The following is a 26,631-nucleotide window of genomic DNA, read 5'->3' on the forward strand; positions in this document are numbered from 1 at the left end:
GGACGGCATGGAAGGATCGCGCAGGGTATTTATTCAGGGGCTCGCCGCCGGTGTTCCGGCATGGATGGCGAGTCCGGGTTGTGCTGCGGCGGCCGGAAGAAAGCGCCCGAATATCGTATTTATTATGAGCGACGATTCGGGGTATTCCGATCCGGGGTTCTGCGGCGGTGAGATCGAAACGCCGAATCTCGACCGGCTGGCGCGGGGCGGAATGAAGTGGACACAGTTCTACAACGCTGCGCGCTGCAGCCCGACGCGCGCCGCCGTTATGACCGGTCGCTGGCCGCAGGAGGTCGGCATGGGCGATCTGGCGGGGTTCAAGTTTGACGCGGGTGTATCGTGTTACCGCGGGATCGTCGATCAGAGCGTGCCGATGATCCCTGAAATTCTCGGCCCCGCGGGCTACCACACGATGATGGCCGGAAAATGGCACCTCGGAGGTCAGAAGATCAAAGCCCAGGGCGCCGGCTGGCAGGCGTACTATCCCGGCCGGGAACTCACGCCGGAAATTCGGGAGTTCTACTTCAACGGGATGCCGAAACAGCGCGGCTTCGATCGCTTCTTCGGGCTCCTGGGCGGCGAGTGGCATTACTTCGTCAATCCCCCGCCCAACAAACAGTATTACGAGGGCAATGAGCTGGCCGTCATCGACGAGCCCCACTGGTACTCGACGCGCGGGTGTACGGACAAGGCTATCGAGTATCTACGTGAGGCGAGGCGGCAGGATGACCGGCCGTTCTTCCTCTATCTTCCCTACCAGGCGCCGCATCATCCCCTGGAAGCGCCGAAGGCGGTGGTGGAGAAGTACCGCGCTCTCTATTTCAACACCGACCCGCATCAGCTTGAAGAACGGCGCGTGGAGCGGATGAAGCGCATGGGGATTCTGCCGGAGGATGCGGACTACACGCCCCGGCTGGCGGGACCCCGCAACGGGTTTCCTTCTGAAGAGAAGCGCACGGAGTGGCTCGAGCAGGTATGCGTTCATGCAGCGATGCAGGAAGTGATGGATGGCGAGATCGGAAGGGTGGTCGAAACCCTGCGCGAGATGGGTGAACTCGAACACACCCTGATCTGTTACTGCTCGGACAACGGGGCCGCGGGCAAGATGGGGCACTTGGGCAATACGCCGTTCCAGGGCTCGAAGGCCCTCCTCTGGGAGGGCGGATCACGGAGCCCCCTGATCGCTCATTGGCCGGGGGTCATTCCTGCGGGGACGACAAATCATACCGCGGCGTCGGTGCTCGACCTGATGCCCACTTTTCTGGATGCGGCCGGGGTTTCATACCCGGCGTCCTTCCGGGGGAACCGGCTCGATACGCCGCCGGGCCGCAGCCTCATGCCTGCGTTCCGCGGCGGGAGCGTGGACGCGCCGGAATACCTCCACTGGGACCTCTACGGACAGAAGGCCGTGGTCTACCGGGGGCGTTGGAAGCTGCTCATCAATCCCGGGTGGTGGGTGCACATCAAGGATAACGAAGAGCCGGTACTCGAACTCTACGATCTCGACCGGGATCCCGCCGAGACGCGCAACCTCGCTTCCTCGCGCCCCGAACTCGTTGAGCAGCTCCGCAGAGCACAGCGGGCATGGGAAGACCGGTACGAGGTGACCCCCTACGGTGAGGCGATCGAAAAGGGCCTCGGGCGAAAAGCGGAGTGGAAGTAAATAAATCGAGTGAGAGACCCGAGCAGGAGATGAAGCCTGTCCCCGCAGTCAGTTTTCCTGACTTCAACATTGCCCGAAGAAGCGCTCGAATCCCCCTGTGAACATTGAAGTGAGTTTTGAATCAGGGTGTCCCGGCGGAAAAAGGGTTATTCGTGGATTTTTATGGAAGGGTTCCCGGGAAAGGTGGGATGCGGCAGATCGGAGGGGAGAGAGAACCATGAAGAACATGAAGGTTGGTTGAGGAGGGGGACATATACTCGTACTCGTACGCGTACTCGGAGCGCCGAAGGCGCGATCCCATCCATCGATTCAAGGAATTCGAGTACGAGTACCGCTTCGCTGAGTACGAGTACGATATTCCCCCGGGTGTCCCCATGTTGAACTCAGGAGATGAAGCCTGTCCCCGCAGTCAGTTTTCAGGTCTCACACTCAGGTCTCAGCTGTCTCTCTCAGTACCGTCTCTTTCGCCGCTCCGGAACGTGAGTACATCCCGTTCGATATCGGCGCACACAGTCGAGTCCTCCCGGATGTCGCCGGCGATCAGGCTGCGTGCGAGTTTGGTCTCGAATTCGCGCTGAATGAGCCGCTTGAGAGGCCGGGCCCCGTATACCGGATCATAGCCTTCGCGGGCCAGATGCTTACGCGCCTCCCCGGTCACCTGCAGGTCGATCTTGCGGTCGCTGAGCCGAGCGAGAAGCTCGTCGATCTGCAGATCCACGATCCGCTCAATCTCCGGCTCGCTCAACGGGGTGAACAGGACGGTCTCATCGAGACGGTTGAGGAATTCGGGCCTGAAGTGTCCCCGGACCATCGTCATCACCTGCTCGCGGGTGCTCTCGTCGAGTACCGTGACGGGCGACGGTGCGGCTTCGCCTTCACTTTCCCGTTCGAGTCCTTCGAGGATCGCCGTCGATCCCAGGTTGCTGGTCATGATCAGGATCGTGTTCTTGAAGTCGACGGTATGTCCGTGGGCGTCGGTCAGGCGGCCCTCATCCATGATCTGCAGCAGGATATTGAAGACGTCATGGTGTGCCTTCTCGATCTCGTCGAGCAGGATCACGCTGTAGGGCTTGCGGCGGACGGCCTCGGTGAGCTGGCCTCCCTCCTCGTATCCGACGTAGCCCGGCGGCGCGCCGACCAGTCTCGATACGGTGTGCCGCTCCATGTACTCGCTCATGTCGAGACGCACCATCTGCTCCTCGGAATCGAAGAGCGCCTCGGCGAGGCTGCGGGCGAGTTCCGTCTTGCCCACGCCCGTGGGACCGAGGAAGAGGAACGCGCCGATCGGACGGCGGGGATCCTTGACCCCCGCGCGGGCGCGGATGACGGCGTCGGAGACGACCTTGACCGCCTCGTCCTGCCCGACGACCCGGTGGTGAAGGACGTCCTCCAGCTTCAGCAGCTTCTCGCGCTCGCCTTCGAGCAGGCGTGTCAGCGGGATGCCGCTCCAGCGCGAGACGACCTCCGCGATCTCTTCCTCGGTGACCTCCTCGCGCAGCAGCGGGAGCTGATCCCGGCCGTCTTTCATCCGCTCCTCACACTCGGCGAGCTGTCTTTCGAGTTCCGGAAGGGTGCCGTGGCGCAGCTCGGCGACACGCTCAAGGTTGTACTCGCGCTCGGCCTCCTCGGCGCGGTGGCGTGCGGCTTCCAGCGCCTCGCGCAGCTCGCGGACGCGGTCGAGCTCCTGTTTCTCGTTCTCCCAGCGCGCCCGCATCTCGTCGGCCTTTGCCCGCAGATCCGCCAGCTCCTGCTGCAGCTTTTCGAGGCGTTCCTTCGACGCCGGGTCGCTCTCTTTCCTGAGCGCCGTCTCCTCGATTTCCAGCCGCATTACCTGCCGCGTAATGTCGTCGAGTTCGGCCGGCATCGAGTCGATCTCGGTACGTATCGAGGCGCACGCCTCGTCCATCAGGTCAATCGCCTTGTCCGGCAGAAACCGGTCGGTGATATAGCGGTCGGACAGGGTGGCGGCGGAGACGAGTGCGGCATCCTGAATGCGCACGCCGTGATGCAGCTCGAACCGCTCGCGGAGACCGCGCAGGATCGCCAGTGTATCGTCGACCGAAGGGGCGTCGACCAGCACGGGCTGGAACCGCCGCTCCAGCGCGGCGTCCTTCTCGATATGGCGGCGGTGTTCGTCGAGCGTCGTCGCGCCGATGCAGTGCAGTTCGCCGCGCGCGAGCATGGGCTTGAGGATGTTGCCTGCGTCGGTGGAGCCCTCCGTGCGGCCCGCTCCGACGATGTTGTGTACCTCGTCGATGAAGAGAATGATGTTCCCCTCGGATTCCCTGATCTCGTTCAGTACGGCTTTCAGCCGCTCCTCGAATTCGCCGCGGTACTTCGCCCCGGCCATGAGCGAGGTGAGATCGAGCGCGAAGATCGTCTTCTCGCGAAGCCCCTCGGGCACGTCGCCGCGCACGATCCGGTGCGCGAGCCCTTCGACGATCGCCGTCTTGCCGACTCCGGGATCGCCGATCAGCACGGGATTGTTCTTCGTCTTGCGCGAGAGGATGCGGATCACCGAACGGATCTCCGCATCGCGCCCGATGACCGGATCGAGCTTCCCGGAACGCGCCATGGCCACGAGATCGGTGCCGTACTTTTCCAGCGCCTCGTACTGGCCCTCGGGGTTGTCGCTGGTCACGCGCTGATGGCCGCGGATCGACTGCAGCGCGTCGAGCAGCCCGTTGCGCGTGATACCCTGTTCGTCGAACAGCTTCCCCGCCGCGGTGTCACGACCCTCGTCCGCGAACGCGAGAAGAAAGTGTTCCACCGAGATATACTCGTCGTTCAGCTTTTTCGCCTCCTCCGAAGCCGCGGCAAGCAGCCTGTTCATCCGCTGCGTGATGTAGACCTTGCCCGCCTCCTGCGAAGCGTTCGACGCGGAGGCCCTGCCGCCGAGATCTTCTTCGAGCCGCGCGAGCAGCGTCGGTACGGAAAGCTCCATCCGCTCCATGATGCGCGGCGCCAGGCCTTCCTCCTGCTTGAGCATTGCATGCAGCACATGCTCGCCGTCGAGTTCCGTGTGTCCCCGGCGCGCCGCCTCCGCCTGCGCAAACTGAAACGCTTCCCTTACCTTCTGCGTGGTCCTGTTCATGTCCATGTCGCGTCTTCCTCCATAAAATCGTTCCGTTGTACCCACCTTAGAAGCAACGGGCATGCCATATGTTCAAAGCAGTTGTGATAATATCGTAAAAGTTTCACAATGAATAAGATGCGAATCGAAATCTTTTTTATGAAAGTGACATAAGGGCGCGTTCAAAATATCCGGAAAGGGTAATAATGGCTCAGTCAGGTTGTCTGTAGCTATTTGCGGGAAAGAGAACATCCGGTCCCTCACCCCAAAAATACACGAATAACCGTTGACATAAGCCGCGGATTGCGCACCATGCTCTGCTTTTGACGCGAAGCAATCAGGAGCGATTTGCATTATGCCGAATTTGAAGGGTGCCAAAAAGCGGATGCGTTCTTCCCTGCGGAAGCGGGAGCAGAACAAGGGCGTGAGCAGCAAGGTGAAGACGTTGCGCCGCGAGGCGATGGAGACGCTTGAGTCCGGTACGGATGAGAAGCGTGACGAGGTTTACCGCGCGTACTGTTCCGCGCTCGACCGGGCCGCCAAGAAGGGCGTCATCAAGAAGAACACCGCTTCGAGGCGCAAGCGCCGCATGGCTGAACGGATTCGGCGGGTCGGCGCGTAACCGCGGATCCGATACGGGCTTTGGCCCGTTTGAAGAGTCTCCCGGACGATCGTTCCGATCGCGGTGGGATTACCACCGTTCGACGACGGCGTCGATGATGTTCTCCGCAAGATCCTGCGCGGCCGGTATCAGTCCGATGCGTTTGGAGGAGGGCAGATCGATCCCGCCTAGGGGGGCGTTCACAAAGAAATCGCTCTCGCCGAGCACCCCGGCACGTTCGGCAATCACGGCGCCGCTTTCCGTACGGCGCAGCGTGACATCCGCCCGGATCTTCATCCGGTACTCGCGCGTCCGGGCCTCCTCGACGTCCTCGTAGGCGAGAGGCTGCAGGCGGTAGTCCCGCAATACGATTTCGAGTCGAGCATCGGCGCCGGACTCGGAGGCCAGCGCGAAGGTCCCGTCCTGTTGCAGTTCGCGGGTGATTTCGTGCATAATCCGTGACTCGATCATCGGTTCCCCGCTGCGATTCACCGGGGGTGCTATGTAGACGGTCTTGACGCCTTCGGGGGGGCGGGTTCCCACCTGGTACCCCGCGCATCCGCTGAACAGGGCGGAGGCGGCCGCCAGCAGGACGAGGCCGATCCCTGCAATAACGTGCTTATTGGGGCGTTTCGGGCTTGTCATCATCGGCCTCCAGTTCAGCGATCCGCTTCCGGGCGTCTTCCGCCCGTTCCAGGTTGGGAAACTCGTCCAGCAGGCGGCGGTAATAGATCAGTGCGGAATCCGGCTGATGGGAGATCTTATCATAGAACACCGCCCGCTCATACAGTGCTTCGGCCCGGGCTTCCGTCAATTCCGCGCGCAGTTCGCGGACTTCGTCGGCGTGACCGGATTGCGGATAGGTTTCGACGAACATCCGGCAGGCTGTGAGCGCTTTTTCTCGCAGACCGCTGCTGTAAGGGGTTTCACGGCTCAGGTTCACGAGCGTGTGCACCCGTCGGTAGGCCGCCTTCTCCGCGTACTCGGATCGGGGATAGCGGTATTCCGTTTTGGCGTAGGCGGCGATCGCCTCTTCCGGCTTGTTCTGTCCCTCGTGGATTTTTCCGATCATGAACTGCGCCTCCGGCGCGCGGTCCCAGTTCGGTCCGTACTTGAGAATCGCCTCCAGTGCGGGGAGGGCCGCCTCCGGAGTCTTGAACCCGCCGAAGACCCAGTTGAATCGGCGGCGATTCCCGGCGTCCGTCGCCAGCTCGAAAAGCGACTGGAGCGCGTTCTCGGTGGAAATCTGGTTCCCATATTCCCTGAGCAGTTCGACGTATTCCTCCCGGGCGCGGCGTTTCTTGCCTTGTTCGCGGAGAAGGTCGGCGCGAAACTGCTGCGCGCGGGCCGCATAAGGACTCGCGGGCCATTTTTTCGCGATCAGGGAGTAGAGTTTCAGCGCCCGGCCGGTCTGCCCGTTCTCGCGGGCCTGCTGCGCCTGTCCCCAGACTTCGCCGGGTTCTTGGCCCCCTCCGGTGAAGGGTATGCCCGGCAGGGTGAATGCAAGCACGCCACCTCCCTGGGAGCCCGCGGTAACCGGGACACCGGAGAAGCACAGAAGGCAGGCGAGCGAACACAGCGATAAAAGAAAATGTCGAGTAATCATGGTCGACCCAGCGTAGTAAGGCCCGCCGCAGGGGTCAAGTTTGTTTGTCGTTGCACGAAAGGCTCTGATCTAATAAACGGATAAAAGATTGCTTCCCGGTTTTGCCTTGTGTTTCATGAAGAAAATCAGGTGCCCTAATAAGGGTGCGGCTATCTTAGAAAAGTCAGGGGGGTACACCATGCATTCCATAAACCGACGGGAGTTTATCACACGGACCGGCGCCGCGGGGGCGGGGCTCTGGGCTCTGGGGAGCGAAGCGGCCGCGCAGCGGCGTGCCGGCTCAAAACCGAATATTGTCCTGATCTACGCCGACGATCTCGGCTGGGGTGATGTGAGCTGCTATGCGGCCCGGGACTTTCAGACCCCGCACATCGACTCGATTGCGCGGCGCGGGGCGAAATTTTTCGAGGGCTACTCCACCTGCCCGATCTGCGGGCCAAGCCGGGCGGCTCTGATGTCCGGGCGCTACCAGCAGCGCTTCGGATTCGAGACGAATCCGACGCCGGGATACGTGGCCTGGGACGAGGATCTCGGGCTGCCCACCGATGTCGAGATCATGCCGGAGATGCTCAAGCGGGCCGGGTACGCCACGGGCTGTGTCGGCAAGTGGCACCTCGGAATCCGGCCGCGATTTCACCCCAACAACCGCGGCTTCGACTACTTCTACGGCTTCGCCGGCGGGATGCATTCCTACTACATGAAGCACGACTTCTGGTATAACTGGGGCAATGAAATCGAGGAGAACGGGGAACCGGTCGATTCCTGGGATTATTTATCGGACGAGTTCGCCCGCCGGGGCGACGAGTTCATCCGGCGCCATCGCGACGGACCGTTTTTCCTCTACCTCGCGTTCAACGCGCCGCACGGGCCCATCCAGGCGACGCAGAAGTATCTCGACCGCGCCGCGAAACTCGACGAGGACGCCCGCCGCGAATACGCCGCAGTGATGTTCGGGCTCGACGAGGGGGTGGGGCGCATCCTCGATACCCTCCGCCGGCTGGGTATCGAGAGGAATACGCTCCTTTTCTTCATCAGCGACAACGGAACGCACCGCAACCTGAAGAGTCCCGACTCGCCGCTGAACGGCGCCAAGGGGCGGGTCGAGGAGGGCGGCGTCCGCGTTCCGTTCCTCGCCCAGTGGCCCGGCGTCATTCCCGCGGGCTCCACGCTCGAGGGCCCTGCCTGCACGTTCGATCTTTATCCCACCTTTGCGCGTCTCGCCGGTGTGCCGCTGCGGCAGAAGACGGATGGCGTCGACCTTATGCCCTTCATGACGGGAGCCACGGATGAGGCGCCGCACGAGCAGCTTTACTGGGGCGGGTTCGGCCGCGGCGGTGTGCGCTTCCGGAACTGGAAGCTGATCCGGGAAGACGACAAGCCCGTCGCGCTCTACAATCTCGAAGAGGATATGGGTGAGACGCAGAACCTCATGGACTCCCGGCCCGAACGCGCCCGGGAAATGGAGGCCCGCTTCCAGGCCTGGCGCGGGGCGATGAGCCCGCCCGCCTGGGACATCCCGAAACGCTCGGAATATGCCGAGCAGCGCCGACTCTGGGAAAACAAAATCGATTTCCGCGAGGTGCCTCCGGGCGAAAGGGGCCAATAATGAGGAGGCACGCCCGTTCTGCAGCCATGTTTGTGCTGGCCTGGTTCACCGGCGTCGTCGCCTCCGCGGCGGGGTTGCGCGGACCCGCCGAATCCGGCCCTCTCCCGAATATCATCATCTTCTTCATCGACGATATGGGCTATGCCGACATTGGACCATTCGGAGTAGAAGAATACTCCACCCCGAACCTGGACCGGATGGCGCGTGAAGGCCGTGTCTTTACGGATTTCATCGTCAGCTCCCCCGTCTGCTCGGCCTCGCGCGCTGCGCTGATGACCGGGTGCTTCAACCGCCGCGTGGGGATTCAGGGCGCGCTGTTCCCGAATCATACCCACGGGCTGAATCCCTCCGAGACCACCCTCGCGGAAATCTGCAGGCAGCGCGGATACGCCACCGCCTGCTATGGGAAATGGCACCTCGGTCATCATCCGAAATTCCTCCCTCCGAACCACGGGTTCGACGAATACCTGGGCATCCCGTACTCGAACGACATGTGGCCGCTTAATCCCAAGAATCAGAAACTCCCCGAGCACCGCCGTTTCCCGCCGCTGCCGCTGATCGAAGGCACCGAGGTGGTCGACCCGGATCTCGGACCCGAAGACCAGCAGCAGTTTACGCGCCTGTTCACCCAACGCGCGGTTTCCTTTATCGAGCGGCATCGGGAGCAACCGTTTTTCATCTATCTTCCGCACCCGATGGTTCATGTTCCGCTCTATGCGAGCGAGGCGTTCGAGGGACGCAGCGGCGCAGGGCTCTACGGTGACGTGGTGATGGAGCTGGACTGGTCCGTAGGGCGGATTCTGGATACGCTTGAGCGGCACGGACTCGATCGGGAGACGCTGGTCGTGTTTACCTCGGATAACGGACCCTGGCTCGCCTACGGCGATCACGCCGGGTCCGCGGGGCCGCTGCGGGAAGGGAAGCTCACCGCCTTCGAAGGCGGCATCCGTGAACCGACGGTGTGCTGGTGGCCGGGGCGTATTCCGGCGGGCACGGAGTGTGATGAACTCGCTTCCACGATCGACCTGCTCCCGACCGTGGCCGCTCTGATCGGCGCGGAGCTTCCTGAACACCGGATCGACGGGAAGGACATCGCGCCGCTCCTTTTCGGTACGCCGGGCGCCGAGTCGCCGCACGAAGCTTTCCCGATCTACTATCGCGGCCATCTTCACGCGATTCGCGAAGACCGCTGGAAGGTGGTCTTCCCGCACACCTACAGCTTAATGGAAGGCCGCGAAGCCGGCCGCGGGGGGGTGCCGCGGGCCTATGCGAAGGGGCGGGCCGAACTCGCGCTGTACGACCTCGATCATGATATCGGCGAGGCCACCGATGTGAAGGACCGCTATCCGGAGATTTTTGAACGTTTGACGCGGGCCGCCGACCGGTACCGGGCGGACCTGGGGGACGGAAGGAACCGCGGTCCCGGCATCCGCAATGCCGCGTCGCTCAATGAAGGGGATCCGCGCCTCACTTGGTGAGGCGCGCTCGTTGCGGAAATGCCGGATATCTGAACCCGGTATGGTTTTTCGGAAGGTGTTTCCCTTTTCCTGTGCGGAGTAATTCAATTATGACGCGGATTCGGCAAACGCCACACACGTACAGGGGGGATCGTATGCATTCGGACACACGGCTTATCACGGTAATCCTGGGAGGGCTGTTATGTGCCGCCCAGGTTTTCAGCGCCCCCTTTGCAGTCCCCGAAAATATCGCCATGGAAGCGGAGGCGACGGCCAGCTCGGTCTCGCGAGGGCAGGGGCCGCACCGGGCGATCGATGGACGGGTCGGCGGCTACCCGGATGCCCCCGAACACGAGTGGGCGAGCCGCTTCGAAGGAGAGGGAGCCTGGCTCAGGCTCGAGTGGCCGGAACCGGTGACCCTGAACCAGATCCGGATGTACGACCGGCCGACGGCGATCGATCACATCGTGAGGGCCAAGGCGGTGTTCGACGACGGGCGCTACGTGGAACTGATCGAACCGGCCAACGACGCGTCAACCCCCGCGCGGGCCGGATTCGATCCGGTCACAACGCGGTCGCTCACGATCGAGGTGACGGAAGCCGGCCCCGACAACCGCAATGTGGGGATCGCCGAAGTGCTGGTGCTGAACAAGCCGTTTGATTTTGCCGCGACGAAGATTCACGGGGAAACCCCGGCCGTGCGGCCCCCGGATCTGAAACTGCACGATGCGCTGCGCCCGCGGAATCCGCGTGTCGACCGGCGGGAAAACCCGACGCACGTGATCGATGTGGCCCCGGTGTTTTCCTGGGACCTTCCCGCGGACACCGCACAGCAGGCGTACCGCATTCGCCTCGACCCCCGGCCCGGGGTGCTCGAAGAGCGGGAGGTCTTTTTCGACAGCGGCTGGGTTTCTTCCGGGAGCGCGGCGTGGGAGTACTGGCCGCCGGACGAAGCCCGCCGTCTCACACGGGTGTACGAGCCGTATTACTGGTCCGTGCAGGTTCGGGATGACGAAGGTCGCGTGAGCGCGTGGTCGCCGGAACAGAAATTTGAACTGGGTGTCGGCCTGCCGCCGAAGTGGATCTTCGGCATCGGCTGGTCGCGCTATCACTACGAGAACAGCGAGCAGGTGCGTGAGGTCGTGCGGATCACGCGCGATCTCGGCATTCCCGGCGACTGGATCCATCCCGACTTCGCATGGGGCGGACACTGGGACACGATGAAGTGGGGCGAGGGCTATGCGGACGCGGAAGCGCTGATGGACGAAATCGGAGAGAAAGGCTACCGGCTCTGTCTGATCGATCACCACGGCATTTCGGCCGAAAGCGACCCCGCGCGCGCCGCCCTGCTTGAGGAGCGCGGCTGGCTCGATCCCTCGCAGCGCGGCCCCGGCGACCGCGTGGCGCTGGACTTCCGCAACCGGGAGGCCCGGGACTGGTACAGGGAACACTATCTCAAACCGCTCTACGAGGACGGGGTCGGTTCCTTCAAACTCGACGGAACCTGTGGATGGGGGTCGCTCTGGAGAAACCGCGACGACCGGCTGTGGGACCTCTATCACAAGATGTTCTTCGAGGCGCAGAAGCAGTATACCCATGGGGGCGAGGGGCGGGGGGTCATTACCGCGCGCACGATGAGCCGCCCCTATCCCGCGATCTGGACCGACGATATCCCCGGCACCTGGGGCACATTCGCCTCGCAGATCGAAGTCCTCGGCGCCCTGGCGCGGGTCGACGTCCCCTACGTGATGGCCGACGCCGGGGGATTCAATTCGCGCATGACGCCCGAGGGCTTTGTGCGCTGGAGCCAGCAGGCGCTGCTCTCGCCGCTGGTATGGACCCACGACGGGAATGAGCCGTGGCGATTCTACGGCCGGGACGCCATGGAGCTGTTCCGCGATTTCGCGAAGCTGCGCTACCGGCTGATGCCCTACCTTTACACGCTGGCGGCCGCGAACTACGCCGACGGCTCTCCAATCGTCATGCCGATGGATATGGCGTTCCCGGATGCGGAGATCCCCGGAGCGATGTGGCGCGAACTCGGTCCGCTGTCGCTCGGCTTTTTCCACCACTACGCGCCCGAAGAGGTCAAGGGCGACTGGAAGACGCAGCTGATCCACACCCAGTACCTGTTGGGCGACGACCTCCTCGTCGTGCCCGTGATCCGGCCTTCGGACTGGTCGCCTCCAGATTTTGAAAACCGTACACCCGGTCCGGGGAAGTACATTGCCAGTTACGTCGAACCGGAAACGAAGCCGTTCGACGAAGCGCTGCAGACGTGGGAGGTGGGAGACGAGCTCGTGTATCGCGTCCGCGCGCTCGACATTCCCCGTCGCACCTTCACGGTGGCTTTCTGCGCCCAGCCGCGGCTTCATCGCGCCTGCGGTCTGCCGCCGACCGATGTGATCGTCGAGGGCGAGACCGTGAAGACGGTTGAACCGGTGGCCGATCCCGGCATGGGGCGCCCCGTGGCCGTCACTTTTCCCGGAAGGGACCGGGATGATGACGGCTGGATCGAAATACGCATGTGCGCATCGGGACGTCCTCCCGCGCACGAGGACATGAGCGGTGAGCAGTGGGAGGAAAAACTGGCCGGCAGTGCGCGCCTGAAGAAAGTCTTTGCCAATGCGATCTGGCAGTACGACCGAGAAGAGGTGTCTGCGGAGCAGCTTATGGCCGGCGAGGCGGACGCGCCGTTTCGGATGAATCTCGGTGTGTTCAATAAGAAGATCCGGGACCTGTCCGCGGAGCGCACCTTCTGGGTTCCGCCGGGACGGTGGACGGACTGGTTTACAGGTCGTCGGTACGAGGGACCGGACGTCGTGACGGAGACCGTGCCGATCGAACGGCTTGTGCTGCTCGTGCGTGAAGGCGCGGTCGTGCCCCTGCAGCCCGAGATGGATTATGTCGATGAGAAAGCGCTGGATCCGTTGACGCTGGTCATCGCGCCCCGTTCCGGCGTACGCACGTACGAGCTGTACGAAGACGACGGTCTAACGCGCGCGCATCAGAAAGGAATGTACGCGAAGACGCCCATACGCGTGGAACCCGCAGGGGAGGGACGCACGCGCGTTTCGGTTTCCGCGCCCGAGGGCCCGTACTCCGATCAACTGCCTGCACGCCGGCGCTATCGACTGGAAATCCTGGGAGACCCCCTTTCCTCCGTGTCCGCGAGAACACCCGGGGGTAAGTCATTCAAGGTCGACCGACGCTACGAAGCACCCCGCCGGCGGGCGGTGATCGAGACCGGCCCGCGTCCGGACGGATTCGAGGTGGAGTTTTGACGGACAGCGATTCTCATTATGGCTTCACCCTTTTCGGTCGGGGTGGCACCCGACCCTCCCAATGCCCGAAAATGCGTCGGATATCGACTCGGGAGGGACGGCTGCCACGCCGTCCGCGGTCGGAATGCGGCCATAATGAGAACTGCTGTTTGACGGACGGAGGGCCTTGAAATGGAGGCGGCAAACGGCGCATAGTGTCGTTTTGTTGAGGTTCGGTTAATCGAAGGGAGTCCAGATGAATGCGTTTGTGATCCTTCTCTCCTGTGTGGCGGCCCTGGGGGGATTTCTGTTCGGTTTCGACAGCGGCGTGATCAACGGAACGGTAGGGGCGCTGCAGGAGGCGTTCGCAACATCGGAAGTCGCTTCGGGCTTCAATGTGGCCTCGATGCTGCTCGGCTGTGCGGTGGGCGCGTTTTTCGCCGGGCGGATCGCCGACTGGCTCGGGCGCCGCTTTGCGCTGATCGCCGCCGCGGTCTGCTTCGGCGTCAGTGCGTGGGGTTCCGGGGTCGCGGACGGATCTTTCGAGTTCGTGATGTACCGTCTGATCGGCGGACTGGCCGTGGGAGGCGCGAGCATCATCAGTCCGGCCTACATCAGCGAGATCGCCCCGGCCGCTTACCGCGGCCGCCTCGCTTCTCTTCAGCAGATGGCGATCGTCCTGGGACTTTTTGTAGCTTTTCTGAGCAATTTCCTGCTGGCCAGTGCCAGCGGGGGGGCCTCGGACCCCTTGTGGGGCTTTCAGACCTGGCAGTGGATGTTCTGGATGGAACTGATCCCGGTGACTCTCTTTTTTCTGGGGCTGCTGTGTATTCCGGAGTCGCCGCGGTTCCTGGTGGCGCGTGAAAAATATGAAAAGGCCGAGTCGGTCCTGGCGCGCGTCGATCATCCGGACGACGCGCCCGAAAAGGTCGGGCAGATCCGGGCGACGCTGAATCGGGGTCACCGGCCGAGTCTCCGCGACGTGTGGAATCAGGCGGGGAAGCGCGTCTATCCCGTCGTCTGGGTCGGCATTCTGCTGGCCGCCTTCCAGCAGCTCGTCGGCATCAATGTCATTTTCTACTATGGCGAGGTGCTCTGGGAAGCGGCCGGCTTCACCGAAGAAAACGCCCTGCTGATCAATGTCATCGGCGGCGCGATCAACATCGGCAGCACGGTGGTCGCCATCCTGCTGGTCGATAAGGTGGGCCGCAAACCGATGCTGCTCTGGGGTTCGGTCGGCATGACGGTCTTTCTCGGGCTCCTGGCCCTGGTTTTCGCCGGAGCGAAGGTCGATTCCGCCGGCAACCTTCAACTGACCGGCGCCTCCGGCGTATTCGCGCTGCTGGCCGCGAATTGCTACATCATATGTTTCGCGGTGACCTGGGGGCCGGTGATGTGGGTGCTGCTCGGCGAGATGTTCCCCAACCAGATGCGCGGCGCGGCGCTCTCGCTGGCCGGTCTTTCGCAGTGGGCGACGAATTTTATCGTGACCATAACCTTCCCGATGATGCTTGCGGGGATCGGTCTGGGCGGGGCCTACGGCTGCTATGCCTTCTTCGCCCTGCTGTCGATCTTCTTCGCGTGGAAGTTTGTCGGCGAGACCAAAGGCAAGACGCTCGAGGAGATGACCGGCGGGTAGGACCGGGAAGGCCCGAGGTTTGGACGATCACCTCGCGCATCAGCTTTCTTCGCTCGGTTCCCGCTTCGGCGGTTTGACGCGGAGGGAGGCGGCGAAAAGTGTTACGCAGACGGACAGGCAGACGAGCGCGGCGATGGTGTAGTTGCCGCTCCAGCGCTGGGAGAGGCTGAACAGCACCGGCCCCAGCGCGCTGCCGGCGACGACACAGCCCATGTTAAGGCCCGCGATGGCGCCGAGGTGGGTGCGGCCGAAGAGGCGCGGCCAGGTGACTCCGATCAGGACCCCGAAGACTCCGCCCATGATGCCGTTGCCGACGATCAGCATGATCACGGGCCACCCGGGTTCGAGAATGGCCAGCGCCGCGGTGGAGAGGCCCAGACCGACTAGCTCCGCCCAGAGGATGTATTTCAGTTTCGTGTAGTCGCTCAGCCAGTTGACGACGAGTTCAAGGGTCAGGCCGATGGCCGCCCCCGGGAGAAAAATCATCATCGCCCGCCCGCGGTCCATGCCGGAGAGTTCGAAGATATTGACGATATGAAACGACAGGGCCGTCATGTAGAAGGCGAACATGACCATGGTCAGGTTGAAGACCCAGAAGGCATAGGTTCGCCGCGCCTCGGGCAGCGTCCAGTCGCGGTCCGGATGCGTATCGGGCAGGTCCGAACGTTTCGGCCCGGTCAATCCCCCGTCCGGCTCCAGTCCGCACCGCTCCGGTGTGTCGCGGTAGAACAGCAGGATGAGCAGCGAGAGTCCGATCCCGATCAGGGCCCCCAGCAGGCCCCACGCGCCGCGCCAGCCCAGCCGCTGTATCCAGGCGTTAAAGACGGGCGGCGAGGCGGGAAAGCCGAGGGCGACGCAGACCCCGATCAGCCCGTTCGCCAGACCTCGCCGGCGCTCGAACCATTTCATGACCATGCTGCGCGATACGAGCGTCAGCACGCCCTGGCCCAGGAATCGCAGACCGAAGAAACCAAGCGTGAGCAGGGTCATCGAAATCAGCACGCGCCCCCGTCCGCCGAACAACGCACCGACTGCGGCGGCGGCCTGGTCGACGAGGGTCAGCGCCCAGAGCACGAGTCCCATGGCGACTGCCGTCGCGAAACCGACCGGACGCGCCCCGTAGCGGTCGTAGATCTTCCCGGCGCGGGCGATCAGCAGCGCGCTGCCCATCGTGCCGAGAAAATAGGCCGTGCTCAGCTCCACGCGGTTCAATTCCAGCGCGTCCAGAAGCGGATCGGTAAACGCCGAAACGCCGATGGTCTGCCCGGGCACGCTGGCCAGTACGCCCAGGGCGCCCGCGGCCAGCACCACCCAGCCGTAAAATACGGGGCACTTCGCGGGGCGGAACGGAATGTCGTGTACAGGTCGCTTCATCGAGGTGCCTTGCGTCAGAAAACAGGCCGGGCATCCTTCAGGCTTTCGGCCTCGATGTCCAGCGTTCTTCGCCGTCCGGGTCAGAGTCAGAATCAGAGTAAGAGAAGAGTTTCTTACTCAGGTTTCAGGTCTCAGGTCTCACACTCTCTCTTTCTCTTACTCTGATTCTGATTCCGACTCTACTCCCTCCCTCTTGACCCCGCATCGGCGGGTCCCTACACTCGCCGCCATGAGCCATTCATCCTCAGCGCGGCCGGACTGGGACACGTATTTCATGGACATCTGTCACGTGGTTTCGAGCCGCGGGAACTGCATGCGCCGCAAGGTCGCCGCCCTTATCGTCTGCGACCGGCGCATCGTATCGACGGGCTATAACGGCACGCCGCGGGGGATCCGGAACTGTTTCGAGGGGGGCTGCCCGCGGTGTTCTTCCGAAGTCGGCTCCGGCGGTGGACTGGGCGAGTGCATCTGCGCGCACGCCGAAGAGAACGCCATCGTTCAGGCGGCCTGTCACGGTATCGCGGTGAAGGGGGGAACGCTGTACTCCATGCTCAATCCCTGCCTGCTCTGCACCAAGATGATCATCAATGCGGGGATCGTCGAGGTGGTGTACGAAGAGGAATATCATTTTACCGAACAGGCCCGTTCACTGTTCGCGGAGGCGGGGGTGCAGTGCCGCCGATACCGGAGGACGCAAACAAAAGCCTGACTTTTTTCACCTCGTCCGGCCCGTGTTCCTGTGCGATAAACGCGGCTGCGGAGGGATGGCTGGGATGAGACAAGTCCGAAAGTACTCGGGGACGCGGTCGGAAGGATGTCCGAAATGTACGGCCGCGGAGCGTTCCCGGCTTAAACGGCGCGGTGCGTGGACATGGCTGCCCTTTACCCGCCACTACCTGTGCCGCCGTTGTCACACCCGCTACGCCGTGATGGCGGGACGTCTACGCATCGTCCTGAACCGCGGCTTCGGTTGAGAATGAGGAGCGAACATGGACCTGGCCCCTGATCGTGTGCGCGAAATGGTAACCGCCTTCCGCGGACGGCGTGTGCTGGCCGTGGGCGACCCGATGCTCGACCGTTTTGTCTACGGGTCCGTGGAACGCATATCGCCCGAAGCTCCGGTGCCGGTCGTCCGCGTCCGCGAAGAGCACGACATGCCGGGCGGGGTCGGCAACGTCGGCGCCAATATCGCCTCGCTGGGCGGCGACGCGGTCGTCGCCGGTCTGGTCGGCTGCGACGCCGCGGCCCGCGACCTGCGCGAGGTGTTCCGCCGGTGGGATATCGCCGATGAACTGCTGGGGCTGGAAGGGGTGAGCACCGCCGTGAAATCGAGAGTGGTCGCCGAGCGGCAGCAGGTGGTCCGCGTCGACCGGGAGCGCCCTTTTGAACTCGACCGGGCGGGCTTCGAACGCTTCTGTGAACGGCTGCGGTTCGAGATGGACCGTGTTTCGGCGGTGATTCTCGAAGACTACGGCAAGGGTACGCTCGGGCAGGATGTCGTCGATTTTGTGCTGCGGGAAGCTTCGGAGCGGGGACTCCCCGCGGGGTACGATCCCAGGGAGGGGCATTCTCTGAGGGTTGAGGGTCTGGCCCTGGCCACGCCGAACCGCGCGGAGGCTTTTTCGGCCGCCGCGATCCCGTGGTCGCCCCCCGCGGAGAATCCGCTGGAGGACGGGCCGCTCTGCGCGGCGGGTGAAAAGCTGCGTGAGCAATGGCGGACCGATCAGCTCTTCGTGACGCTGGGGCCGGGCGGCATGCTGGTGTTCGCCCGCGAGGGGGCGCCGCGCCACATTCCCACGATGGTGCGCGAGGTGTTCGACGTCAGCGGCGCCGGCGACACCGTGATGGCGGCGGCCATGCTGGCGATGATCTCCGGCGCCACGCCCGAAGAGACCGCGGAAATCGCCAACCTCGCGGCCGGGGTGGTGGTCGGAAAAATCGGGACCGCGCGCTGCGGACCCGAAGAACTGGTCGAATACGCGCGCTCGTGGCAGAGGGAGCAGGCATGACCCGGGCGATCGGAGTCATCCCGGCCCGCTGGGCGTCGACCCGGTTCCCCGGCAAGGTGCTCGCTCCGGTGGCGGGCCGTCCGCTGCTCTACCACGTGCTCGACCGGGTACGCGCCGCCGGGCGGCTGGCGGGGGTGCGGGTGGCGACGGACGACGACCGGGTGCGCGAGGCGGTGGAGGCCTATGCGGACGGGGCGGTGCAGGCCGTCATGACCCGTCCCGGCCACCCCTCGGGCACCGACCGCGTGGCGGAGGCCGTCGGATCCGAAGAGGCCGAAGTGATCGTGAATATTCAGGGCGATGAACCGCTGATCGAACCGGCGCTGATCGATCGTCTCGCCGCCGTGCTCACCGAAGAGCAGGGCTGGGACATGGCGACCGCGGCGTCCCCGATGTCCTCGGCGGACGAACGCATCCGGCAGCCTTCCGTGGTGAAAGTCGTCTGCGACGCCCGCGGCCGGGCGCTCTATTTCTCCCGGGCGGCGATCCCTCACGTGAGGGACGCCGACGAGTCCCTGCCGGAACCTCTCTACTGGCGGCACATAGGCATTTACGCCTACCGCCGCCCGTTTCTCCTCCGGATGGTCGCGGAAGCGCCCGATGCACTGGAGCGGGCCGAAAAACTCGAGCAGCTCCGGGCGCTCCGCATGGGCGCCGCGATATGCGTGCTGCGCACGGAGGATTACGGCACCGGCGTCGACACCCCGGAGGATGTGGAGAGGGTGGAGAGGGTTCTGAATCAGAATCAGAGTTAGAGTCAGAGTCAGAGTCAGAGTAAGACAGGGGTACGGACGCGCCGGACGGCCTTCGGCTGTACAGCAGAATCCCTGCCCTCACGCGCTTTACCCCATCCCCTTTTCCCTTTTCATTCCGCGCCGGAGCCGTCAGGATGTCGCGCACGAATTATGAATGACAGGGAGCAGAACGCAGGACGGAGCCGGACGGTGAAGGTCGGCGAGGTCCGGATCGGCGGAAAGAATCCGCTGGTCATGGTGGCGGGGCCTTGCGTGATCGAGAGCCGGGAGATGTGTCTCGATCTCGCCCGCGCGCTGCGGCGTCTGTCCCGGCGCCTGGATATCCCCTTCATCTTCAAGGCCTCTTACGACAAGGCCAATCGCACGTCCCTCCGGTCCTATCGCGGGCCGGGGCTCGCGGAGGGGCTCGAGATTCTGTCCGAGGTCCGCGAGCGGGTCGGCGTGCCCGTGGTGACGGACGTACACAGCGAGCAGGAGGTCCCCGCGGCGGCGCGGGCGGTCGACATGATCCAGATCCCCGCATTTCTCTGCCGGCAGACGGACCTCCTGATGGCCGCGGGCGAGAGCGGATGCGCCGTAAACGTCAAGAAGGGGCAGTTCATGGCGCCGTGGGACATGGCGCATGTGGTCGAAAAAGTGCGCTCGAGCGGCAACCGCAGGATTCTGCTGACCGAGCGCGGCGCCAGCTTCGGCTACAATGCGCTGGTCGCGGACATGCGCAGTCTGCCGATCCTGCGGCGGACCGGCTGCCCGGTGGTGTTCGACTGCACGCACAGCGTTCAGGCGCCGGGCGGAGCCGGGAGCGCGACCGGCGGGGACCGCCGCTGGGCCCCCGTGCTGGCCCGCGGCGCCGTGGCCGGCGGGTTCTGCGATGCGGTATTCATGGAGACCCACCGCAGGCCGGAACAGGCGCTTTCGGACGCGGCGAACAGTATTCCGCTGAACGAGTTGAGCAGGCTGTGGCGACAACTGAAAGTGATTCGCGATGCGCTCGCTGCGGTACGATAATCTCGCATGGTTCTTAGCTCTGCTGTTGATCCCCGCGGCGTGCTGCTCGGCTGCGAAAGGGGAGGGGGACGGCGAACCCGCGGTCGAGCCGGGGCTCGAGATCAGCGGCTTCCGCGCGCCGGAGTATGGTGACGACGGCGAGATGCTCTCTCAGATCTTTGGCGATCACGCCAGGATGCTGGGCGAGGGCATGGTCGAGATCCGGGGTCTGCGCATCGAATTCTATCGTGGCGGGGGCACGGCCGCCGTGGTGGAGGCCCCCCACTGCCGGTATGACCGCGACCGCGAGCGCGCCTTTTCGGACGGCCGGGTGCGGATCGAACTGCCGGACGCGGTGATCCGCGGCACCCGGTTCGTGTTTGAGCGTGAGACCCGCCGCTTCCGCATCACGGACGGCGCGCGCGTGACCCTGAACCAGGAGCGCCTGGGATTGAACGGAGGGAAGACATCGGAATGAAAAAGACGATCACGGGATTGTTTTTGGCGGCGCTGCTGGCGGGCGGAGTGCGGGCGGCCTCGACGGAGATCACGGCCGAGCGGCTGGATTTCAATTACGAGGAGCACCGCGCCGTCTTTCAGGACAACGTCCGCGTCGTGGACCCGGAAATGGAAATGACCTGCTCCACGCTTACCGTCCATTTCACGCCCGGGGGCGGAGTCAGGACCATTGAGGCCCGGGGCGAGGTCGAAATCGTGCAGGAAAACCGCAGGGCGGAGGCGGGACGCGTAACCTATGATGCGGAAAGCGGCGAATTCGTGCTGCGTGACGATCCGAAGGTGATGCGGGATCAGGACGTGCTGGAGGGCGAAGTGATTCGTTTCTGGCGGGACGAAAACCGCATGGTGTGCGAGTCGGGGGCCCGCCTGAAACTGTTCCTGGACCGGGACGATTCCGGGTTCGATCTGGACCGGTAGGGCGGCGGAAGCTATACTGCGGAAGGTCATGAGCGGAAACGACTATCTCGTCCAGACGGATGATCTGGAAAAAAGTTACCGGCGAAAGCGCGTGGTCGATCACGTGTCGCTGACGGTGCGTCCGGGTGAGATCGTCGGACTCTTGGGGCCGAACGGCGCGGGCAAGACGACGACCTTTTACATGATCGTGGGCCTGATTCATCCGAACGGCGGGGACGTGCGCTTCCGCGGATCGAAGGTCACGAAAACCCCGATGTATCGCCGCGCGCGGCTGGGCATGGGGTACCTGGCCCAGGAACCCTCGATCTTCCGGCGGCTCACGGTCGCCCAGAACCTGATGGCCGTGCTCGAGATGCTTCCCATCTCGAGGCGCGACCGCAGGGAGCGCCTGCGTTTCCTGCTGGAGGAACTGAACCTTACGCACCTCGCCGGACAGCGGGCCTACACGCTGAGCGGCGGTGAGCGGCGGCGGCTCGAAATCACCCGCGCGCTGGTGACCAATCCCTCGCTCATTCTGCTCGACGAGCCCTTCAGCGGCGTCGATCCGCTGGCCGTGTACGACGTGCAGGAGATCGTGAAGGGCTTGCGGGAGCGCGGACTCGGGGTGCTCATCACCGATCATAACGTGCGCGAGACGCTGGCGATCACGGATCGCGCCTACCTGATGTGCGAGGGGAAAGTGCTCCGGGAGGGCGACAGCGAATTTCTGATCAACGACGAAAAAAGCCGCGAGCTCTACCTGGGCCCGCGTTTCAGCATGTAGATCCAAACAGAAGGAGGACCGCCGATGCAGATCAATGTGACCGGACGTCATGTCGATATCACGGACGCGATTCGTGATCATATCCACGGGAAAGTGCAGCACGCCTTTGCCGATTTCCCGAAAACGGAAAACGTCCACGTCGTGCTCGACCTGGAGAAACACCGCCATTTCGCTGAAATCCAGGTTCAGGGCGCGCAGCATGCGCGGATCGAGGGCAAAGCGGAATCGGACGACATGTACACGTCGATCGACGAGGCGATCGAGCGCGCGGAGAAACAGCTCAGGCGGCTGCGTGATAAGCGCAGAAGCCGGCATCCCGAAGGGCTGGGCGAGATGGAGGCGCACGGCGAATAGGGACGCTTTCCCTTTCCCCGCGCCGAGTTACTGCTAGAATGCCGCCATGAATCTGAAGGTAAAAGAGTTATGGGAAGAGGCCCGCGAGCCGTTTTCGCTGGAGCTGGAAGCGGGCGGGGAGGGGTTCGATAACGAGATTCTCGAACGCGCGATCAACCGCCCCGGCCTCGCACTCACCGGTTTCTTCCAGTACTTCGCGTTCCGCCGCCTGCAGGTGTTCGGCCTGGCTGAGTTCACCTACATGAAAAGTCTCGGCGGGCCGGAGCGGAACCGGCGTCTGCGCCAGTTCTGCCAGCGGCGCGTACCCGCCATTGTGCTCGCCCGCAACCGGCACGCGCCCGACGAGCTGCGGGCGCTCGCCGACGAGTTCAGGATCCCGGTCATGCGCACCCCGATGATCACCAGCCTCTTCATCAATGAATGCACGGTGCTGATCGAGGACCTGACCGCACCCCGCCGCCGGGTGCAGGGTACGATGCTCGATATGATGGGCATCGGCGTGATGATCCGCGGCGCGGCGGGCATCGGCAAGAGCGAGACGGCCCTGACGCTGATCGAGCGCGGATACAGTCTCGTCTCGGACGATGTCACGGAATTGCGCCGGCTCGCCTCGGGGCGCCTGGTCGGTTCCGCCAGCGAACTCACCCGCTATCACATGGAAATCCGGGGGCTGGGCATCATTCATGTCCCCAGCCTGTACGGCGTCTCTTCGATCCGGGGCGAGTGCCCGCTCGATCTCGTCATCGACCTCGTCAAGCCCGGCTCCGAAAAAGCGGGCCGGGGCGAAGAGAACGGCCCGGACGAGATCGAACTGCTCGAGGCAAGAGTTCCCAGGGTGGAACTCCCGGTGATGCCGGGACGGGACATGGCGAATATCGTGGAGGCCACCGCGCTGAACCAGAAACTCAAGTTCATGGGGCATGACGCCGCCAAGGAGCTGGACGAGAAGCTGGTCACTGCGCTTCAGAGGAGGAGCGTGCGCTGACCATGGGCGGAAACCGGAAAATCACCAGGGAACTTGAGGTCCGCAACCGGCTGGGCATCCACGCGCGCCCCGCCGCGATGCTGGTGAAGACCGCCGCGAACTATGAGAGCGAGATCACGATCACGCATGCCGAAAACAGCGTCTCGGCCAAGAGTATCATGGGGGTGCTCACGCTGGAGGGATATCAGGGCGCAAGGTTTCAGCTCGTCGTGGAGGGGCCGGACGCGGAAGATGCGGTGGCGGCCGTCGAAGAGCTGTTCGCAAACGGTTTCTACGAGGACTGAGCCAGGCGGACGAAGCGCGTTAAAAGATGACATCGAGCAAACAGCAGGGCCGCAGGGAAACTGTACTGCGCGGCATCGGGGTGGCGCCGGGCGTGGTGTCCGGCGAAGTGCGCCTGATCCGCCCGGAAAAAGTCGAACCGCCGGAGCGCAACCTCGCCAAATCCGAGATCCCGAAGGAGATCGAACGCTTCGAAGAGGCGCTCAGCCAGACCCGCGAACAGCTTCACCGCATCCAGTCCGAATTGAGCCAGGCGCTCGGACGCGAGGACGCCAGCATCTTCGACGCGCACCTGATGGTCGCCGACGACCGGTCGTTCATCGAGGAAGTGATCCGCGAGATCAAAGAGCAGCGGCGCAACGTGGAGTCGGTGCTCGTTCAGGTGTCCGGCAAGTACGCGGACGTACTCTCCGGGGTCGAGGACCAGTACCTGAGCGAGCGGGCGGCGGATGTGAAAGACGTGACCCAGCGCATCCTGCGCAACCTCATGAACCTTTCGGAGACCTCGCTCCGGGATTTGAAAGAACCCTGTGTCGTGGTAGCCCCCGACCTCTCGCCCTCGGATACGGCCACCATCGACCGCGAGGTGGTCCGGGGATTCGCCACCAACCTGGGAAGCTCCACTTCGCACACGGCCATCATGGCCCAGACCATGGAGATCCCCGCAGTGGTGGGCCTGCACGACGTGACCCGGCGCGTGGCCCACGGCGACCGCGTCCTGATCGACGGCGGGAAAGGGCTCTTCATCATCAATCCCACCGCCAAGCGGATGAAGGAGTATGGGAAGCGGGCCGAAGAACAACGCCATATCCTGCACGAACTGGAGCAGCTCCGCGAACAGCCGGCGAAGACGGCCGACGGCTACGCGGTGCGGCTCAGCGCCAATATCGAGTGGGCGGAGGAACTCCGCCTGCTGCGCAAGCACGGCGCCTCCGGAGTGGGGCTCTTCCGCAGCGAATACCTGTTTCTCAACCGCGCCGAGCCGCCCTCGGAGGATTCCCAGGCGGACGTTTACGGGAGCGTCGCCCGGGAACTGGCCCCGGAACCGGTCGTGATCCGCACGCTCGATGTGGGCGGCGACCGCATACTCCCCAGCGAACAGACCTCGAACGAGCTGAATCCCTTCCTCGGCTGGCGCGCCATCCGGTTCTGCCTCGACCGGCCCGATATTTTCAGGCCCCAGCTCCGGGCGATCCTGCGCGCGAGCCGCCACGGCAACGTCCGGATCATGTATCCCATGGTCTGCTGCACAAAGGAACTCAAGGCCGCGAACCGGATGCTCGAAAAATGCAAGGACGAGCTGCGCGACGAGGGCGTGGAGTTCGACGAGAATATCCCGGTCGGCGTGATGATCGAGATCCCCTCGGCAGCCCTGTGCGCCGAACTGTTCGCCCCCCATGTCGACTTCTTCAGCCTGGGCACCAACGACCTGATCCAGTACACCCTGGCCGTCGACCGCGTAAACGACCACGTGAGCCATCTGTACGAACCGACCCACCTGGCGATCCTGAAACTCCTCCAGTATGTCGTGGAAGCCGGCCATAAAAACGATATCTGGGTCAGCATCTGCGGGGAAATGGCCGGCGATCCCGTGCTCGCCCCCCTGCTGATCGGCCTGGGCATCGATGAACTCAGCGTCACCCCCATCCTCGCGCCGATGATCAAGGACGTCATCCGGAAACTGAAATACAGCGACGCGCGCGAGCTGGCCCAGAAATGCATGCAGTACCGCTCCCCCGTCACCGTCCGCCGCCGATGCCGCGAGCTGACCCGCGAAATTGCGGGAGAAGTGCTTGAACTCCTCGATTAAGTCCTGTATATGACTATATCCGAATATGCGGATATAGCGGGGCGGCGACCCCGTTGAACCCAAGTAAAGTGGAGGAAGGATTTATCCATGAGTAAAATTCGAACGGATCACGTGTTCACGTCGGAGTCGGTATCGGAAGGTCATCCGGACAAGGTCTGCGACCAGGTTTCGGACGCCGTGCTCGACGCATGCCTGAAAAAAGACGCTCGGAGCCGTGTCGCCTGCGAGACGCTGGTGACGACGAATCTGGTGGTCAATGCCGGGGAGATCACCTGCGCCGGATGGGACGATATCGATCCCGACAAGCTGGCCCGCGAGGTCGTCCGGGACATTGGCTACGACCGCGAGGAACTGATGTTCTGCGCCGATACCTTCGAATATCTGTGCCGCATTCACAGCCAGTCGCCCGACATCAGTCAGGGCGTCTCCGGGGAAGAGCAGGGGGCCGGCGACCAGGGCATGATGTTCGGTTACGCGACGGACGCGACCGATGAAATGATGCCTGCGCCGATTGCCTTCAGTCACCGCCTGCTTCTGGAACTCAAAAAGGCGCGCAACGAGCAGGAGCTGGACTATCTCCGCCCGGACGCCAAGTCGCAGGTTTCCGTCCAGTACCGGGACGGCAATCCCGAACATATCACTTCGGTGGTGATCTCGCAGCAGACTGCGGACGTCCCGCTGCAGCAGATCAAGGAAGAGATCGTACCGATCTGCCGGCGGGTACTCGAACCGACCGGGATGCTGCGCGACGACACGCGTTTCTTCATCAACCCCACCGGCAAGTTCGTGATCGGCGGCCCCCACGGCGACGCGGGTCTGACCGGCCGGAAGATCATCGTCGATACGTACGGCGGCGTGGGCAGCCACGGCGGCGGCGCGTTCTCGGGCAAGGACCCTTCCAAGGTCGACCGCTCGGCCGCGTACTACTCGCGCTACGCCGCGAAGAATATCGTCGCGGCCGGTCTGGCCGGCAAGTGCGAGATCCAGGTGGCCTATGCCATCGGGGTGGCCGAACCGCTCAGTATCAATGTGGATACCTACGGCACCGGCCGGATGGAGGACGAAGAACTCGAAAAAATCCTCCAGAGCGGCAAGGTCTTCGACTTCCGCCCGAAGGCGATCGTCGATGAACTCGGACTGCTGAAGCCCGAGGGTTGGTCGTACCGGGATACCGCGGCCTACGGACACTTCGGCCGGCCGCAGTTCCCGTGGGAGAAGACGGATCGCGTGGACGCGCTGAAATCCGCGGCGAAATAATATTTTGCTGTTGTACCGCAGCGACGGCTGCGGTACGGTCTCCGCCTTTCGGCGTACCCTTAGCTCAATTGGATAGAGCACCTGACTACGGATCAGGAGGTTACAGGTTCGACTCCTGTAGGGTACGCCATTTCAGTGCCCCGCCTTGCCATGCGCCCCGGAGCGTGTCAGCGTTCCGCAGGGGGGTCCCGTGTTCGGTGATTCGTCATCG

General features: G+C 63.6%; 23 protein-coding genes and 1 tRNA gene. 20 read left to right on the plus strand and 4 right to left on the minus strand.

The window, feature by feature from the left end:
* The first annotated feature begins 7 nt into the window (after positions 1 to 7).
* Positions 8 to 1,663 (plus strand): sulfatase-like hydrolase/transferase, encoded by a 1,656-nt coding sequence (locus L21SP4_RS03765; RefSeq protein WP_082116503.1) that lies wholly within the window; start codon positions 8 to 10, stop codon positions 1,661 to 1,663.
* Positions 1,664 to 2,099: 436 nt separating this feature from the next.
* Here L21SP4_RS03765 and clpB read toward each other — a convergent pair whose 3' ends face one another.
* Positions 2,100 to 4,763, minus strand: coding sequence for an ATP-dependent chaperone ClpB (gene clpB, locus L21SP4_RS03770; RefSeq protein ID WP_052881407.1), 2,664 nt, complete (start codon positions 4,761 to 4,763; stop codon positions 2,100 to 2,102).
* Positions 4,764 to 5,091: 328 nt separating this feature from the next.
* Here clpB and rpsT point away from each other — a divergent pair, with 328 nt between their 5' ends.
* The gene (gene rpsT, locus L21SP4_RS03775) at positions 5,092 to 5,358 is read left to right on the plus strand and encodes a 30S ribosomal protein S20 (protein ID WP_052881408.1); all 267 of its coding nucleotides are present in this window, start codon (positions 5,092 to 5,094) and stop codon (positions 5,356 to 5,358) included.
* Between the two features lie 69 nt (positions 5,359 to 5,427).
* Here rpsT and lptE read toward each other — a convergent pair whose 3' ends face one another.
* Positions 5,428 to 5,985: an LPS assembly lipoprotein LptE gene (lptE, locus tag L21SP4_RS03780; RefSeq protein ID WP_052881409.1), complete on the minus strand. Its 558-nt coding sequence runs from the start codon at positions 5,983 to 5,985 to the stop codon at positions 5,428 to 5,430.
* Positions 5,957 to 6,847: a tetratricopeptide repeat protein gene (locus L21SP4_RS03785; protein WP_052881410.1), complete on the minus strand. Its 891-nt coding sequence runs from the start codon at positions 6,845 to 6,847 to the stop codon at positions 5,957 to 5,959. Before L21SP4_RS03785 ends, lptE begins: the two co-directional genes overlap by 29 nt.
* Before the next feature lie 274 nt (positions 6,848 to 7,121).
* Between L21SP4_RS03785 and L21SP4_RS03790 the strand changes: the two genes are divergently transcribed.
* The 4 genes from L21SP4_RS03790 to L21SP4_RS03805 all read left to right on the plus strand — a co-directional run bounded on the left by L21SP4_RS03790 (position 7,122) and on the right by L21SP4_RS03805 (position 14,908).
* The gene (locus L21SP4_RS03790; RefSeq protein ID WP_052881411.1) at positions 7,122 to 8,549 is read left to right on the plus strand and encodes a sulfatase-like hydrolase/transferase; all 1,428 of its coding nucleotides are present in this window, start codon (positions 7,122 to 7,124) and stop codon (positions 8,547 to 8,549) included.
* Entirely contained in the window at positions 8,549 to 10,027 is a 1,479-nt protein-coding gene (locus tag L21SP4_RS03795) for a sulfatase family protein (RefSeq protein ID WP_052881412.1), read from the plus strand. The genes L21SP4_RS03790 and L21SP4_RS03795 overlap by 1 nt, the downstream gene beginning before the upstream one ends.
* Positions 10,028 to 10,161: 134 nt before the next feature.
* Positions 10,162 to 13,290: a TIM-barrel domain-containing protein gene (locus L21SP4_RS03800; RefSeq protein ID WP_052881413.1), complete on the plus strand. Its 3,129-nt coding sequence runs from the start codon at positions 10,162 to 10,164 to the stop codon at positions 13,288 to 13,290.
* A gap of 235 nt (positions 13,291 to 13,525) precedes the next feature.
* Complete coding sequence (locus L21SP4_RS03805) at positions 13,526 to 14,908, plus strand: sugar porter family MFS transporter (protein ID WP_052881414.1); 1,383 nt, start codon at positions 13,526 to 13,528, stop codon at positions 14,906 to 14,908.
* Positions 14,909 to 14,947: 39 nt separating this feature from the next.
* On the opposite strand, the gene L21SP4_RS03810 is transcribed toward L21SP4_RS03805, so the two are convergent.
* The gene (locus L21SP4_RS03810) at positions 14,948 to 16,282 is read right to left on the minus strand and encodes an MFS transporter (protein ID WP_052881415.1); all 1,335 of its coding nucleotides are present in this window, start codon (positions 16,280 to 16,282) and stop codon (positions 14,948 to 14,950) included.
* 229 nt (positions 16,283 to 16,511) lie between these two features.
* Here L21SP4_RS03810 and L21SP4_RS03815 point away from each other — a divergent pair, with 229 nt between their 5' ends.
* From L21SP4_RS03815 to L21SP4_RS03875, 14 genes are all read left to right on the plus strand, one after another.
* On the plus strand, positions 16,512 to 16,991 hold the full coding sequence (locus tag L21SP4_RS03815; protein ID WP_052881416.1) for a deoxycytidylate deaminase: 480 nt from the start codon (positions 16,512 to 16,514) through the stop codon (positions 16,989 to 16,991).
* A gap of 64 nt (positions 16,992 to 17,055) precedes the next feature.
* Positions 17,056 to 17,256 (plus strand): hypothetical protein, encoded by a 201-nt coding sequence (locus L21SP4_RS12890; protein ID WP_144413741.1) that lies wholly within the window; start codon positions 17,056 to 17,058, stop codon positions 17,254 to 17,256.
* A 15-nt stretch (positions 17,257 to 17,271) separates the two neighbouring features.
* Positions 17,272 to 18,291, plus strand: coding sequence for a bifunctional heptose 7-phosphate kinase/heptose 1-phosphate adenyltransferase (locus tag L21SP4_RS03820; protein WP_052881417.1), 1,020 nt, complete (start codon positions 17,272 to 17,274; stop codon positions 18,289 to 18,291).
* Positions 18,288 to 19,046 (plus strand): 3-deoxy-manno-octulosonate cytidylyltransferase, encoded by a 759-nt coding sequence (gene kdsB / locus L21SP4_RS03825; protein WP_052881418.1) that lies wholly within the window; start codon positions 18,288 to 18,290, stop codon positions 19,044 to 19,046. The genes L21SP4_RS03820 and kdsB overlap by 4 nt, the downstream gene beginning before the upstream one ends.
* Positions 19,047 to 19,196: 150 nt before the next feature.
* On the plus strand, positions 19,197 to 20,054 hold the full coding sequence (gene kdsA / locus L21SP4_RS03830; RefSeq protein ID WP_052881419.1) for a 3-deoxy-8-phosphooctulonate synthase: 858 nt from the start codon (positions 19,197 to 19,199) through the stop codon (positions 20,052 to 20,054).
* Positions 20,032 to 20,511: an LptA/OstA family protein gene (locus tag L21SP4_RS03835; protein WP_052881420.1), complete on the plus strand. Its 480-nt coding sequence runs from the start codon at positions 20,032 to 20,034 to the stop codon at positions 20,509 to 20,511. The genes kdsA and L21SP4_RS03835 overlap by 23 nt, the downstream gene beginning before the upstream one ends.
* Positions 20,508 to 20,969, plus strand: coding sequence for an LptA/OstA family protein (locus tag L21SP4_RS03840; RefSeq protein WP_052881421.1), 462 nt, complete (start codon positions 20,508 to 20,510; stop codon positions 20,967 to 20,969). Before L21SP4_RS03835 ends, L21SP4_RS03840 begins: the two co-directional genes overlap by 4 nt.
* Before the next feature lie 28 nt (positions 20,970 to 20,997).
* Positions 20,998 to 21,732, plus strand: coding sequence for an LPS export ABC transporter ATP-binding protein (lptB, locus tag L21SP4_RS03845; protein ID WP_052881422.1), 735 nt, complete (start codon positions 20,998 to 21,000; stop codon positions 21,730 to 21,732).
* A gap of 24 nt (positions 21,733 to 21,756) precedes the next feature.
* Positions 21,757 to 22,086 (plus strand): ribosome hibernation-promoting factor, HPF/YfiA family, encoded by a 330-nt coding sequence (gene hpf, locus L21SP4_RS03850; RefSeq protein ID WP_052881423.1) that lies wholly within the window; start codon positions 21,757 to 21,759, stop codon positions 22,084 to 22,086.
* 46 nt (positions 22,087 to 22,132) lie between these two features.
* A complete protein-coding gene (gene hprK / locus L21SP4_RS03855) occupies positions 22,133 to 23,071 on the plus strand; it encodes an HPr(Ser) kinase/phosphatase (protein ID WP_052881424.1) in 939 nt (312 codons plus the stop codon).
* Positions 23,072 to 23,073: 2 nt separating this feature from the next.
* Positions 23,074 to 23,355 (plus strand): HPr family phosphocarrier protein, encoded by a 282-nt coding sequence (locus L21SP4_RS03860; RefSeq protein ID WP_052881425.1) that lies wholly within the window; start codon positions 23,074 to 23,076, stop codon positions 23,353 to 23,355.
* 26 nt (positions 23,356 to 23,381) lie between these two features.
* Positions 23,382 to 25,163, plus strand: a complete 1,782-nt coding sequence (gene ptsP, locus L21SP4_RS03865; protein ID WP_052881426.1) for a phosphoenolpyruvate--protein phosphotransferase — start codon at positions 23,382 to 23,384, stop codon at positions 25,161 to 25,163.
* A gap of 87 nt (positions 25,164 to 25,250) precedes the next feature.
* Positions 25,251 to 26,420 (plus strand): methionine adenosyltransferase, encoded by a 1,170-nt coding sequence (metK, locus tag L21SP4_RS03870; protein ID WP_052881427.1) that lies wholly within the window; start codon positions 25,251 to 25,253, stop codon positions 26,418 to 26,420.
* A 53-nt stretch (positions 26,421 to 26,473) separates the two neighbouring features.
* Positions 26,474 to 26,550 (plus strand) — tRNA-Arg (locus L21SP4_RS03875).
* The last annotated feature ends 81 nt before the right edge of the window (positions 26,551 to 26,631 follow it).

The organism is Kiritimatiella glycovorans, from assembly GCF_001017655.1.
Classification (GTDB): domain Bacteria; phylum Verrucomicrobiota; class Kiritimatiellia; order Kiritimatiellales; family Kiritimatiellaceae; genus Kiritimatiella; species Kiritimatiella glycovorans.